The organism is Parasedimentitalea maritima (assembly GCF_005771405.1).
Lineage (GTDB): Bacteria > Pseudomonadota > Alphaproteobacteria > Rhodobacterales > Rhodobacteraceae > Parasedimentitalea > Parasedimentitalea maritima.
In genome coordinates this window covers 1-13564 of sequence record NZ_VAUA01000009.1, presented here as the reverse complement: position 1 = coordinate 13564, position 13564 = coordinate 1, and the positions used below count along the sequence as shown (strand labels likewise).

The window sequence follows — 13564 nt, the reverse complement described above, 5'->3', positions numbered from 1 at the left end:
TCCAGGCCAAGCGGCGTTGGCTGAGATTATATTAGGGCTTCTGCATCAATGCCGATGGTCATTGCGCCAATGGACTGCCCGGTTTCAGGATCAATTATCGTCAACGAGATCTGGCCTTGATAACTTTGGGTGGATTCATCGAGCTCCACATCTCCAAAGTGAACTGCATCAGGGCCTATACTGTAGGTCTGAGAAAATTTGGCTTCGTCGCCTTGCCACATGTCAGAGGTCATGCTGGAAGCAGCCACATTTAGACCTTGGGCATCCATGATGAAAACTTCGGTGACGCGGCCGCCAGACGCTTCAACCTGCTCGCGTAGAAAGTCCGCAGTAGCGCCTACGATGACTGGCGTAATAGTTGGGGTAGAAGGCGTTCCGATTTCAGCGCGCCAGGTTTTGTCCAGCTGGTCGATCATCCCCTGATCATAAGTACTGGTGTGTTCGTTCTGAGCATTAATTGCTCTCACTAAGATTGGAGATTGGGCCCAGTCCCGGATCTCTGCTTCCAAGAAAGCTGACATGGCTGGCGCGTACTCATTTGCGTGAACATGAGCAGACAGCATGGAGGTCGTTACAGCGAGTACCGATAGTGTAATCGTTTTCATTGGTCGTTCCCCTAGAATAGTTCCCTCAGAGTGAATGAGGACAGGCTGAATTTGGGGACAGGGTGTTTACGGTGAATTAATTCACTTTTGGAATGTTGCTTAAAATTTTAGGAAATGAGGGGTGAAGTTCTGTTGTGGCAGTGTCCCAAGAGGTGGCGGCAGAATTGAAAGGCTTGTTCCCCCGCGCATGGGTGCCGTAAGTAAAAGGGGAGTGGAGTTCGCGTATTTAGCTTCTCCTAATACTCTGTCCTGAAAGGTATAATATGTCTGAGATTACTCGCAAACACACCGGCGCTCGCATGAGCCAAATTGTCATGCACGGCGACACAATTTATCTGGCGGGCCAGGTTGGCACCGCTGGCGAAAGCGTCGCAAAACAAACGCAAAGTTGCCTGGAAAAAATTGATGCATTGCTTGGTGAAGTTGGGTCAGACAAGACAAAAATCCTGCAAACGACCATCTGGCTGGCCGATATGGCTGACTTTGCCGAGATGAATGCAGTCTGGGATGCTTGGGTGCCGCAGGGCCATACTCCGGCACGGGCCTGTGGTGAAGCAAAGCTAGCGCTACCAGAATTCAAGGTTGAATTCATGGTAATCGCAGCCCGCTGATGGGATCAGGTCTGCGTTGACTGCAGACTGCGTTGCAAGACAATGCGCAAGGCGGCTGGGTTGATCGGCTTGTGCAAGAGACCGACGTCTATACCACTGCACAAAACGGTCACCTCAGGATCGCGGTTGGCTGTGATCAGGCAGGCAGGCAGCGGACCATACTGTTGTCTGAGGTGGATAATTGCGTCGCTGCCCAACAGCCCGTCGTCGAGCTGGTAATCTGCAATCACCAGGTCCGGGGCGATGTCCACTTCATGTAGTAGTGCGAGAGCCTCTGCTTCGCTTGAGCAGGCAAATACCTCCAGCCCCCAATCTTCCAGTGTTGCGGTCAAAGCTTTGCGCAGGCCGGTGTCATTTTCTAGCAGCAGCACTATAGCCGGGGCCATGATGGCAGGCCCTAGTACTTGATCGGGGAGGGGGCTGTCAGGTTTTTGAGGGCTGACAATAGGAAGCGTGACGCTAAACACCGTGCGACCAGTGGTTGAGCGAAGCTGAAGTGGATGATCAAGCAAGTCACAGGCCCGTTTGACTATGGCAAGCCCCAGTCCTACGCCCTCGCTTGGGTGGGACGGCGTGACAATGCGGTGAAATTCGTCAAATACACGTTGATGCTGATCCAAAGGGATACCAGATCCGGTGTCATGTACCTCGATCCTCAGGTTGTCACCACAACGACGAGCTCCAACCAGAACTTTGCCGCTGTTGGTATAGCGTACAGCGTTGGAAATCAGGTTTTGCAAGATCCGGCGTAAGAAGGTGGCGTCGCTGCGGACGGTGGCGCGCGGCAGGACAATGCGAAAATCGAGCCCCTTTTGCATTGCGAGCGGCGCCAGTTCGTCACCCAGTTGGGCAAGTATATCCGCCAAAGACACATCTGTAACATCAACAGCTACCCGACCACTATCGAGCTTTGAAATGTCTAGCAGGGCTTCTAAAATGTCTTCGACGCCAACAAGCGCATTGGTAGCCTTATCAAGACGGTCCTGCAATTCGGGGGTGGTGATGCCTTCGGCGAGCGATGCCATATACAATTTTGCTGCTGACAAAGGTTGCAACAGGTCATGGCTGGCGGCGGCAACAAAACGAGATTTGGAGGCATTGGCCCGTTCGGCATCCGCCAGGGCGGCTTCCAGTTCCAAAGTACGCTCTGCGACGCGGCGTTCCAGGGTCTCGTTGGCCTCGGCCAGGGCGCGGGCTGCGGTCCGTTCGATGGTGACGTCAGAGAAAGATATTACAAAACCACCGTCTGGCATTTGTTGGGCAAAGGCGCTGAGTGCACGCGAGCCGATCAAAACGTCAAACGACAGTGGTACACGGTTTTCTTTGCGGGCAATCCAAGAATGAAACGTGTCGGCGGCATCTGGATCGGGGAACTGTCCTTGGTCCTGCAACAGCTGGAATAGCGCCCCGGCACGACTGCCCAGCGTCAGGTGGCGCAGCGGCAATGCCAGTAACTCTCCAAGGCGCTGGTTCCGGCCTGCCAATAGGTTATGGGTGTCAAAGATACAGACCCCCTGATCCAGATGATCCAGAGTGGCACGGATCAACTGTGCCTGATCGTCCAGCAGCCGGTCTCGCTCGCGCCGTTCCAAACGCATCATGTCGGTGACATCAGTTTGCAGAATGACAGTACCACCGTCAGTGGTGCGCTGTTCACTCACTTGTAACCAGCGTTGGCCCGCAATGCGGGTATTGAATACCGCGTGTTTGTCCCGGTGGTGCAGCATCCTGCGTTTGGCCCAAGTGACAGGTGAGATCCCTTTGGGCAGGGCCAGTGAACTGCTTCTTGAAACCAGTTTTACGTAGGTTTTGAAGCTTAACCCCGGTAACAATTTTGGGTGTACGTCGCGCATCCATTTGCCAAAGCGGCTGTTGCACATCACCAGCTCATCCCGGGCATTGAACAGTGCAAAACCCTCGCGCACTGTTTCGATGGCATTGCTTAGATCAGCGCGGGCGCGTTCTGTGGCGGCATTGGCGCTTGCCAGCTCATTGTGCGTTAAATTCAGCTGATCCAGAGCCTGCTCCAGATCCAGTGTCCGGCTGCGAACTTCCTCTTCCAGTAGTGCGGCGCGTTCAAATTGAGCATAGGCCATGCCGCTATCTGACGGGCTTTGTTCGACCCGGCGCATCAGCGTTTCAGCGATTTTCAGTAGCTTTTGGTTTTGTCGTTCCAGCGTGTCGGCAGGGTTGATCAATGTATGGCTCACGGCACGTCAGCCTGTGTCGGTACCAGATCGGGGGGCGGATAGATCGCCACACCGGTCAGGGTCTGGTTTACGTGCATGGAATTCACCTGCTCACCGTAGGTGGAAAACCCAAACACCCGATTGGCGGAAAGGATGTGCGACACGGCATTGGTTTGTTGTTTTTGCTCGGCATCTATACGGCGCAACAAGCAGTCGCATGCCAAAATCATGTCAGGTGCCCTCTGCTGCCCCAAACTCTGCATTTCCTTTTGCAGGTGTGTCACCATATCCTGCTGGTCCGCTAGCGCCAGCACCATGCCTTCGTCGATGGCAGAGAAGAACACCAACGACCCGTCTGGGGCGACCTGTTGAATGGCGCGGACATGGTGTTGGTCGCCCAATCGCACCAGCAAGGGATGGGCTGCAAAGGTATAGGTCGACAGTTGCTCGGGATCTTTTCCCAGAATCCGGGCCAACTCGCGCGCGGCAGGTTCGGCGTTGATCTCATGGACAAGGCGCTGACCCGGGTCTGCGGCTGTCACCACCATTCTGTTATTCGTCGGGGTCAGATTATCTGCTTTAAACACCTTCACGGGGCAGATTGACCGGACCTGTGTAAGGACAGCAGCATTTTCAAAGACCTTCCCATCATACAACACTGAGGTCTGCTGAAAAGCGTCTCCATCGCCAGCGGATCCGCCAAACAACGGGACAGGCCCTAGGCCCGGGGCCAGTTGTGCCGTCAAGGTATCCTCGCGTCGCGATAGGCCATCGACCATCAAAAAGGCGAATTCAGATTCCCAATCCGGGGCGGCCAGGGTCATCTGACGACGGTTGCGAATGATCTGGTGCAAGGCGGTTTGTATCTCGGGGGTGTCCAGTGTCTCGATCAATGTGCAACATGTGGTGAAGTGAGATTTTGGGAAGCCCACGGCGACGATCCCGCCCTCACCATACCCACTCTGTGAAATTTCTCCGGCTGTGGTGCAGCCTACTACCGTGACCGGCGCAAATTGTGCACATGCTTCGGCGGCAATCCGGGCGATGTCCGCCAGAGGGGAGATAAACAACAACACCAGTTCCAATTCCTGGTCAGGACAATCTGTTGCTGTTTTCGCGGTGTCGGACGGGGCCAAACCCTGAGCAAGCTGAGCTACAGCTTCGGGGTGCAGGCAGTCTGCATAGGCTGTTCTCATTAATGAGGGGGAGGTTTCGGGGAGGTGTTTCAGGCTCGGGGCTTTCGTTCTGACTATGGTTGCGACAGCTATAGCGTTGCCGCTTTGGAGAGAAAAATCCAGAGTTCAGATTAGCGAAACCCTGCGTCCTTGGCCCGCAGCACAGCCTGTGTACGGCTTTGGACGGCGAGTTTGCGCATAATGGCGGTGACATGGGCCTTGACCGTGGTTTCGGCGATCGACAGGTCAAAGGCGATTTGCTTGTTTAGTTTCCCCTCGCAAATCAGTCGCAGAATGCGGGCTTGTTGTTGGGTCAAGCTGCGCAAACGGCTGAGCGCATCGGTGCCACCTTGGTCTTGCTGTTCTGGCAACAGCACATACCCCGCAGGTAAAAAGCGTTCGTCCCGGCGCAGGGCATCAACTGCGGCGCGAAACACCTCGCGCTGGCTGTGCTTGGGGATAAACCCGGCGGCGCCAGCATGCAGCGCGGCGCTGATCACCCGGTTGTCGGCCATGGAAGAGATTACCAGAATAGGGGCCTTGGTCAGCCGCCGCAGCTGCTTCAAGCCATCCAAGCCCTGAACGTCTGGCAGGTTCAGATCCAGCAAAATCAAATCCGGGGCTAGTTCGAGCTGCGGCAATGCCTCTTGCAGGCAGGGGGCGGTGGCGATCTCCTGCAATCCTGCTACCGATTGCAATGTCATCAACAGTGCATCGCAAAACAACGGGTGATCATCGATGATCAAGGCCGAAGTAAAGCCGGTAGGGGCAATCTCTGCAGCGGATAGGGTCATGTTCAGGCTCCTTGCAGGGGCAGACTAGCAAAACCTCCCTGCGGGTCAAACCGCCACATAGGTCGCAGGGGGCATTGGCCTGGGGTCCTTCATCTAGCTAAAAATATCCTCGGGGGTGCGGGGGCAGACAGCCCCCGCTTCTGATTGTCGATTGAGTGCCTTTGCCCTGTTCATTTGTCCGATCCAACGCCAAGATGTGGCAAACCGAAAAAAGGTCTATGATGATTGAGCTGAAAGACATGCAGCTGCTGAGCGCGCTGGCGCGACACCAGCATTTTGCCAAGGCCGCGCAGGATTGCGGCATGTCACAACCGGCATTTTCCATGCGGATACGCAACCTGGAAGAGCGACTGGGGGTTTCAATTGTACGGCGTGCCAATCGTTTTCAGGGATTGACCGAAGAAGGACAGATGATCCTGCAACGGTCGCGGAGCATTTTGGACGATGTCAAAGCGCTGGAACAAGAAATTGCTGCCAGTCGTGGTGAGGTGTCCGGGACCTTGGTGCTGGGGGTGGTGCCCACAGCTACGGCCTATGCTGCGCAGCTGGTTGATCAGGTGTTGGCCCAACACCCACGTATATTGGCGCGGGTGGAGGTGACCACGTCGCTGTCTATCCAGCAACGGCTGTATGATGGGACAATCGACGCTGGCATCACTTATGATGACAGTCTGGGCCGTGATCTGGTCAATATCATACAGTTGTATGAAGAAGCCTATGTTCTGCTCGCACCAACAGAGATGGTGTCCGGGTTCGACGGTTCCATCAGCTGGGCAGAGGCCGCTAAATTGCCGTTGAGCTTGCTGGATCCACAGATGCAGAACCGGCGCATTCTGGACCGGGTTTTCGATGATCTTGGGCTGACACCAAAAATTGTATCTGAATCCAATGGGTTCATGACGTCGATGGTGATGGCGCGGGCTGGGTCTACGGCGACGATCCTACCATTGGCGCTGGTCGATGCCCTGGGCGATCTGGGGGGGACACGGGTGTTGACGCTGATTGAGCCTGAGCAGGCAAAGCCGATTTGTATAGCGACTTTGGACCGAACACCGGAGTTGACCACCGTGCGGGCCTTGAAGCAGCTGGTTGCCGGTTTTTCACGATAAGCATTCGTTATTGTGCCTTTGGATTTTCAGATTTGACGATATTCATTCCTGATGACATTCCGCTTGGAAAGACTCGTGCGAATTGGAGATCACCGTGGCACCATTGGATCAAGGCAAAGGCGTTTGGAAGTCCGGTAAGGGCAAGGGCCGCAAAACGCCCAAGGGACGTCAGGTTGATGACATCGCGCTGGGCGAAGTTCAGAGCCTGCTGGGTGATAACCCGCGTCGCCGCGACCTGCTGATCGAATTCCTGCATCTTATACAGGATGAATATGGCCACCTTAGCGCGGCACATATCCGGGCCTTGGCCGAGGAAATGCGCACGGGTCAGGCCGAGATCTATGAGGTTGCCAGTTTTTATGCCCATTTTGATGTGGTGCGCGAAGATGAAACGCCTCCGCCTGCACTGACCATTCGGGTCTGCGATTCACTGTCCTGCGAGTTGGCCGGTGCTGAACAGTTGCAACAGGCGCTGAAGGACGGGTTGGACGAAAGTCAGGTTCGGGTTCTGCGCGCGCCCTGCATGGGCCGTTGCGATACCGCGCCGGTGCTGGAAATCGGTCACAACCATATTGACCACGCCACGCCGGAAAAAGTGCAGGCTGCAATTGCTGCGGATGACACCCATGCCCATGTGCCTGATTATGAGGGCTATGACGCTTACGTTGCCGAGGGTGGCTACGCGACCTTGAAATCTTTGCGCGCGGATGGCGACTGGGAAGAGGTGCAAGCCAAAATCAAAGAGGCCGGTTTGCGCGGTCTGGGGGGCGCAGGTTTTCCGTCGGGCACCAAATGGGGTTTTGTGCGCGCCAATGCGGGCACTCGTTATCTGGCAGTGAACGGCGATGAAGGCGAACCGGGCACGTTTAAGGATCGCTATTATCTGGAGCGTACGCCACATTTGTTCTTGGAGGGCATGCTGATCGCGGCCTGGGCTGTCGAAGCTGAAAAAGCATTCATCTATATGCGCGATGAATATCCGGCGGTGTTGGAAATCCTCGCGACTGAGATCAAAGCGCTGGAACAGGCTGGTCTTGTCGAGGAAGGCTATATCGATCTGCGTCGTGGGGCAGGGGCCTATATCTGCGGTGAAGAAAGCGCGATGATTGAAAGCATCGAGGGCAAGCGCGGCATGCCGCGTCACCGGCCGCCATTTGTGGCGCAGGTGGGCATTTTTGGTCGCCCGACTCTGGTGCACAATGTTGAAACCCTGCTGTGGATCGCCAAGATCAACCGCGAAGGGCCAGAGTGTCTGAACGCGGTGGAAAAAAACGGTCGCACAGGGCTGCGGTCGTATTCTGTATCAGGTCGCGTCCAGAACCCCGGCGTGCATCTGCTGCCAGCCGGCTCAACCATCACCGATATCATCGAGGCCTGCGGTGGAATGCTGGAAGGTCATGTGTTCAAGGCCTACCAGCCGGGTGGACCATCGTCGGGTCTGTTGCCAGCCTCGATGCATGATGTGCCGCTCGACTTTGACACACTGCAGCCGCATGACACCTTTATCGGGTCAGCCGCTGTGGTGGTTTTGTCTGACCAGGACTCTGCCCGTGATGCGGCCCTGAACATGTTGCGGTTCTTTGAAGATGAAAGCTGTGGCCAGTGTACCCCGTGCCGCGTTGGTTGCGAAAAAGCGGTCAAACTGATGAACGCGCCCAAGTGGGATCAGGATCTGTTGGAAGAGCTGAGCACAACCATGGTGGATGCCTCGATCTGTGGCTTGGGACAGGCCGCACCGAACCCGATCCGCCTGACCATGAAACATTTCCCGGACGAGGTATAAGCCATGAGCAATTCGATCACCTTTACCCTCGATGGCAAAGAAGTCACCGCCGAAGCAGGCATGAGCATTTGGGAAGTGGCCAATGGGCGTGGATTGAAGATCCCGCATCTGTGCCACAAGCCAGCGCAGGGTTACCGTCCTGACGGCAATTGCCGCGCCTGTATGGTTGAGATTGAGGGCGAGCGTGTGCTGGCGGCGTCCTGTATTCGTGAACCTGCCGAAGGCATGGTTGTTACCACGAATAACGCCCGCGCCGAAGGTGCCCGCAAAATGGTGATGGAACTGCTGGTCGCAGACCAACCCAAACAGGAAGAGGCGCATGATAAATCCAGCCACCTGTGGGACATGGCCGAGCTGAACGGGGTTTCGGAGTCACGCTTCCCCAAGCTTGAAAAAGCCCGTATTCCGCTGCTGGATGACACTCATGTTGCCATGTCGGTGAACCTGGACGCCTGTATTTCCTGTAATCTCTGTGTGCAGGCTTGCCGTGAAGTGCAAGTCAATGACGTGATTGGCATGGCCGGTCGTGGTCATGATGCCTATCCGGTGTTTGATGTCGCAGATCCGATGGGTCAATCCTCCTGTGTGGCCTGCGGCGAATGTGTGCAGGCCTGCCCAACTGGGGCGCTGATGCCATCCGCAGTACTGGATGACGCCGGGCAGGGGGATTCCAAGGATTTCGACAGTGAAACCGAAAGCGTCTGCCCGTTCTGCGGTGTTGGTTGTAAGGTCTCGCTGAAAGTCAAAGACGGCAAGGTCAAATTGGTCGAAGGTATCAATGGTCCTGCCAATGAAGGCCGTCTCTGCGTTAAGGGCCGCTTTGGCTTTGACTATATCCACCACCCACACCGGTTGACCAAACCGCTGATCCGTCGTGATGACGCGCCACCCAAAGGGTTGAACGTCGATCCTGGTAATCTGGGCACTCATTTCCGTGAGGCAACTTGGGAAGAGGCGATGGATCTGGCGGCCAAAGGGCTGGTAGGATTGAAGGATGAACACGGCGGGCGCTCGGTTGCGGGCTTTGGTTCGGCCAAGTGCACCAACGAAGAAGCCTACCTGTTCCAAAAGTTCATTCGTCAGGGGTTCAAGCACAACAACGTCGATCACTGTACGCGGTTGTGCCACGCGTCCTCTGTTGCGGCGCTGATTGAAAACGTTGGATCTGGCGCGGTGACCGCAACCTTCAACGAGATCGAAAACTCGGACGTGGCGATCATCATCGGATCGAACCCGATTGAAAACCACCCCGTTGCCGCGACCTATTTCAAGCAGTTCACCAAACGTGGTGGCAAGCTGATTGTAATGGATCCGCGCGGCGTGGGCATGCGACGTTTTGCCGAAGAGATGGTGCAGTTCCGTCCCGGCGCTGATGTGTCGATGCTGAACGCGATCATGAATGTGATTGTCGAGGAAGGTCTCTATGATGAGGCCTATATTGAGAAGTACACGGAAAACTGGGAGGCCGAGAAGGCCCATCTGGCGCAATTCACCCCTGAAGCGATGTCTGGGATTTGTGGCGTAAGCCCCGAGCAATTGCGCCGGGTTGCCCGGATTTATGCCAATGGCAAAGCGGCGTTGATTTTCTGGGGTATGGGCATTTCCCAGCATATTCATGGCACCGATAACTCGCGCTGCCTGATTTCGCTGGCGCTAATGACCGGCAACGTGGGCAAGCCGGGTGCCGGTCTGCACCCGTTGCGTGGGCAAAACAACGTCCAAGGGGCCTCGGATGCGGGTTTGATCCCGATGTTCCTGCCGGATTATCAGTCGGTGATGGATGATGGCATTCGCAAATCTTTTACTGATGTTTGGGACAGCGATGATTTCTCGAACGAGAAGGGGCTGACCGTCACTGAGATCGTTGATCAGGTCTATGCAGGCAATATCAAGGGCATGTATATTCAGGGTGAAAACCCGGCGATGTCAGACCCGGACGCAGGCCATGCGCGCGAGGCCTTTGCCAAGCTGGACCTGATGATTGTGCAGGATATCTTCCTGACCGAAACCGCCAACTTTGCGGACATCATCCTGCCGGCTTCGACTCTGTATGAAAAGAACGGCACGGTTTCCAACACCAACCGTCAGGTTCAGCGGGTGCGTCCAGCGGTGGCACCTCCGGGTGAGGCGCGTGAGGATTGGAAGATAACCACGGAACTGGCGCAGCGTATTGGGCTGAATTGGGGCTACACAGATGTCAGCGAAGTCTTCAACGAGATGAAGCTGAACATGAAGTCGCTGGACAATATCACTTGGGAGCGTCTGAAGACTGAGACGATCACCTATCCGTCGCTGCACGAGACCGACCCCGGTCAGGCGATTGTGTTTGGTGATGGCTTCCCACGTCCCGAAGGGCGGGCGAAGTTTACCCCAGCCAGCGTTATTGCGCCGGATGAAGCGCCTGATGCTGAATATCCGATGATCATGACCACTGGTCGTCAGCTGGAGCACTGGCACACTGGGTCGATGACCCGTCGGTCCAAAGTGCTGGATGCGGTCGAGCCAGAGGCAAACTGTTCGTTGAACCCACGAACATTGAAGCTGATGGGAGTTGAGCCGGGCGATATGGTGCGACTATCAACCCGCCGTGGCTCAATCGAGATCATGGCGCGGGCAGACCGGGCGATTGCCGAGGATATGGTCTTTGTACCTTTTGCCTATGTCGAGGCCGCTGCCAATATCCTGACCAACCCTGCGATTGACCCCTATGGTAAGATCCCCGAATTCAAATTCGCTGCGGTGCGTGTGGAAAAAGCCGAAGGGCAGATCGCGGCAGAGTGAGTTGCGGTCCAGTTTTATGAAACAAGGCGGGCGCGGAACCAATGGTTCCGCGCCCGTATTTCTAGTAGCGCCGCGCTGACGCGCGGCGCAGGGGTGGCCCTCATTGGCCTGTCAACAGGGCGCGGAGGTCACGCCATCAGGGTTACGGTGCTTTTGCCTGCGCCGCGGCGCAGGGCGTGTACCTCAGATAGTTCAGGGTCATTGATCCAGGCTTTTGCGGCGTCGGCTGTTTCAAATTCCAGAATGGCACCAAGACCCGTTTCGCTGCGAGTACCTTCAAGCACAGTTTGCTGAGGGGTGGCCTGTACAACGCGGCCACCATGTTTGGACAGCGCGTCGCCTGCCTTTTCCTTGTAAGCGGCCAGTGACTCAGGCGCAGTTACGATAATGTTTGCGTAGGCATAAACCATTTTGAAGCTCCGTGTTTGAATGACACGGCATACATGGAAGGAAGTGCGGCAAACGAAAACACGTGCATTTGCACGCATGACATGCGTAAATGCTTGGGTGCAGGTGAACTGGGATGATATGCGCACGGTGCTTGCGCTGGTGCGGGCGGGGACACTGGCTGGCGCGGGTGAAGCGTTGGGCGTGACCTATACCACAGTCGCCCGTCGGGTGCAGAGGGCCGAAGACATGTTGGGCCAATCGCTGTTTGAGCGCCACCCCGATGGGTACCTGCCTACAGCGCAGGCCCATAGTATGGCGGACGCAGCGGAGCAGATGGAACAACAGGAGCATCAACTGTTGCGCCAGCTGGCAGGGCAGGATCGGTCCTTGTCTGGCCCCTTTACCCTAACTGCACCGCAACTATTGATACAGGCACAGCTGGCCCCTTTGCTGGCTGAATTCACCCTGCGCTATCCAGAAATAGAATTAAGAGTAAAAGCCAGCAACGACCTGCTGGACCTGACCCGACGTGAAGCAGATTTGGCCATTCGGATCAGCGCTGAACCCGGTGATACTCTGGTTGGGCGGCGGCTTTGTGATCAACGCAGTGCCTGTTACGCCACGCCCGAGCTGGCACGGCGCGCTTCTGAGGATCCAAGTGCACCGTTAGACTGGGTTCTATTCTCAGAACACGCCGCCGCCCCCAAAGCAGCACTGGCCTGCTACCCCAATGCGCGCATCCGTGGTCGGTTTGATGATATGGTTGCCCTGATCGCAGCGGCGCAGGCTGGAATGGGGGCCTTGCGACTGCCCTTATTCCTGGCGCGAGCGACCCCTGGACTGGTGCCCCTGCCGCAGGTACCAACAACCCCATATGCTCCAATCTGGATGCTCAGCCACCGAGATCTGCAACATGCGGGCAAACTGGCTGCCTTCAAGGGGGTACTATTACCCTGGTTCAAAGAGCACGCTGATCTGTTTACCTGCCATTGACCCCATGTCCTCGGTTGGTAGCTTCGCTTTGTTTTAGCCCTTGCCAAAGGAGGACCAATGCAAAGCCAAATGAAAGACACGCTGCCCATGAACAGCTCTGGTTGGGAATGGCGATGAAGCTTCTTGCTCTCTTTGGAAGTGCACGCGCTGCTTCAACCAACACAGCGATGCTGGAATGTTTCTGCCGGCTGGCTCCACTTGATATTGAACTGGAGCTTTTTCATGGGCTGGCCGACTTGCCGATATTCTCTCCTGACCGTGAAAGTGAGAATACTCCGGCATTGGCGAGCGAGTTCATTTCAGCCGTGCGTCAGGCCGAGGGGATCATTGTGGCCAGCCCTGAGCATGTCCGGTGCATCCCCGGTGGATTGAAGAATGCGATAGATTGGCTGGTGTCAGGCGACGGGATCATCGCAAAGCCAATTGTTCTGGCGCATGCCTCACATCGCGGCTTGGATATGCTGGCTTCGCTACGGTTGGTGCTAGGCACGGTATCACAGAGGTTCAATGCGGAGTTGTTTGTGCAGTTCCCACTGATGTCGCAAACCCCACGGGATGTACGGCGCACATTAGAGACCGAAGAGAACGCCTCGGCTATCGAGGCCTTCCTGAAGGATTTTAGCGCCTACATCCAACATACCGACTCGTTTTGACATATTCCGACTCGTTTTTGTTGTTTTCTTGAGTTGAGTCTGTGGATAGGTCTGTGGATTGTACTAGATGGTAGGATTGTGGGGTTGGATTTGTGTTGCTTGGCGGATTTTGGGTTGAAAGTTGTGTCAGGATTTCTGACCTTTCCCCCCTTTAAGTCTTTGTTTTTGTTGAGATTGAGTGGTTGGGGTTAAGAAACTTCGTAATTTTGTGATTTTAGTGTTGCGGGTTCTTCGTACTCACCCTAGAACCCCCCTTACCGGCGGCGCTGAGGCGCTGCTAGAGACGCTTCGGAGAGACGGAGGGACACGCTGGAGAGACAGTGGGACGCCTCGGAGAGACGGGGATGGAGATACGGGGTTAGGCGGGCGCGCTGAGAGATTGGCGCATCTGTTTGGTTTTTGTCTCTTGCTCTTTGACAAATTATATATCTGAAGAGATATGTGGGCGGTTTGGTTCATTCGATGGATCAACCTGTGCATA

Annotated in this window: 11 protein-coding genes; 6 read left to right on the top strand and 5 right to left on the bottom strand. The window is 55.7% G+C overall.

Annotated elements, in window-relative coordinates; genetic code table 11:
- Positions 1–26: 26 nt before the first annotated feature.
- Positions 27–605, bottom strand: a complete 579-nt coding sequence (locus FEE96_RS16770; protein WP_246079498.1) for a hypothetical protein — start codon at positions 603–605, stop codon at positions 27–29.
- 263 nt (positions 606–868) lie between these two features.
- On the opposite strand from FEE96_RS16770, the gene FEE96_RS16765 reads away from it, so the two are divergent.
- Positions 869–1216 carry a RidA family protein gene (locus FEE96_RS16765; RefSeq protein WP_138164278.1) on the top strand — a complete coding sequence of 116 codons (348 nt, stop codon included), beginning with the start codon at positions 869–871 and terminating at the stop codon, positions 1214–1216.
- A 5-nt stretch (positions 1217–1221) separates the two neighbouring features.
- On the opposite strand, the gene FEE96_RS16760 is transcribed toward FEE96_RS16765, so the two are convergent.
- The 3 genes from FEE96_RS16760 to FEE96_RS16750 all read right to left on the bottom strand — a co-directional run bounded on the left by FEE96_RS16760 (position 1222) and on the right by FEE96_RS16750 (position 5374).
- Positions 1222–3426 (bottom strand): hybrid sensor histidine kinase/response regulator, encoded by a 2205-nt coding sequence (locus FEE96_RS16760; protein ID WP_138164277.1) that lies wholly within the window; start codon positions 3424–3426, stop codon positions 1222–1224.
- On the bottom strand, positions 3423–4601 hold the full coding sequence (locus FEE96_RS16755) for an FIST N-terminal domain-containing protein (protein ID WP_138164276.1): 1179 nt from the start codon (positions 4599–4601) through the stop codon (positions 3423–3425). The genes FEE96_RS16760 and FEE96_RS16755 overlap by 4 nt, the downstream gene beginning before the upstream one ends.
- A gap of 110 nt (positions 4602–4711) precedes the next feature.
- A complete protein-coding gene (locus FEE96_RS16750) occupies positions 4712–5374 on the bottom strand; it encodes a response regulator (RefSeq protein ID WP_138164275.1) in 663 nt (220 codons plus the stop codon).
- Between the two features lie 221 nt (positions 5375–5595).
- On the opposite strand from FEE96_RS16750, the gene FEE96_RS16745 reads away from it, so the two are divergent.
- The 3 genes from FEE96_RS16745 to fdhF all read left to right on the top strand — a co-directional run bounded on the left by FEE96_RS16745 (position 5596) and on the right by fdhF (position 11047).
- A complete protein-coding gene (locus FEE96_RS16745) occupies positions 5596–6483 on the top strand; it encodes a LysR family transcriptional regulator (RefSeq protein ID WP_138164274.1) in 888 nt (295 codons plus the stop codon).
- Between the two features lie 94 nt (positions 6484–6577).
- Complete coding sequence (locus tag FEE96_RS16740) at positions 6578–8266, top strand: NAD(P)H-dependent oxidoreductase subunit E (protein WP_138164273.1); 1689 nt, start codon at positions 6578–6580, stop codon at positions 8264–8266.
- Positions 8267–8269: 3 nt separating this feature from the next.
- Complete coding sequence (gene fdhF / locus FEE96_RS16735; RefSeq protein WP_138164272.1) at positions 8270–11047, top strand: formate dehydrogenase subunit alpha; 2778 nt, start codon at positions 8270–8272, stop codon at positions 11045–11047.
- 128 nt (positions 11048–11175) lie between these two features.
- Here fdhF and FEE96_RS16730 read toward each other — a convergent pair whose 3' ends face one another.
- A complete protein-coding gene (locus FEE96_RS16730; RefSeq protein WP_138164271.1) occupies positions 11176–11457 on the bottom strand; it encodes a DUF1330 domain-containing protein in 282 nt (93 codons plus the stop codon).
- Positions 11458–11533: 76 nt separating this feature from the next.
- Here FEE96_RS16730 and FEE96_RS16725 point away from each other — a divergent pair, with 76 nt between their 5' ends.
- Positions 11534–12430, top strand: coding sequence for a LysR family transcriptional regulator (locus FEE96_RS16725; RefSeq protein ID WP_246079496.1), 897 nt, complete (start codon positions 11534–11536; stop codon positions 12428–12430).
- A 113-nt stretch (positions 12431–12543) separates the two neighbouring features.
- A complete protein-coding gene (locus FEE96_RS16720; protein WP_138164270.1) occupies positions 12544–13083 on the top strand; it encodes an NADPH-dependent FMN reductase in 540 nt (179 codons plus the stop codon).
- Positions 13084–13564 lie beyond the last annotated feature (481 nt).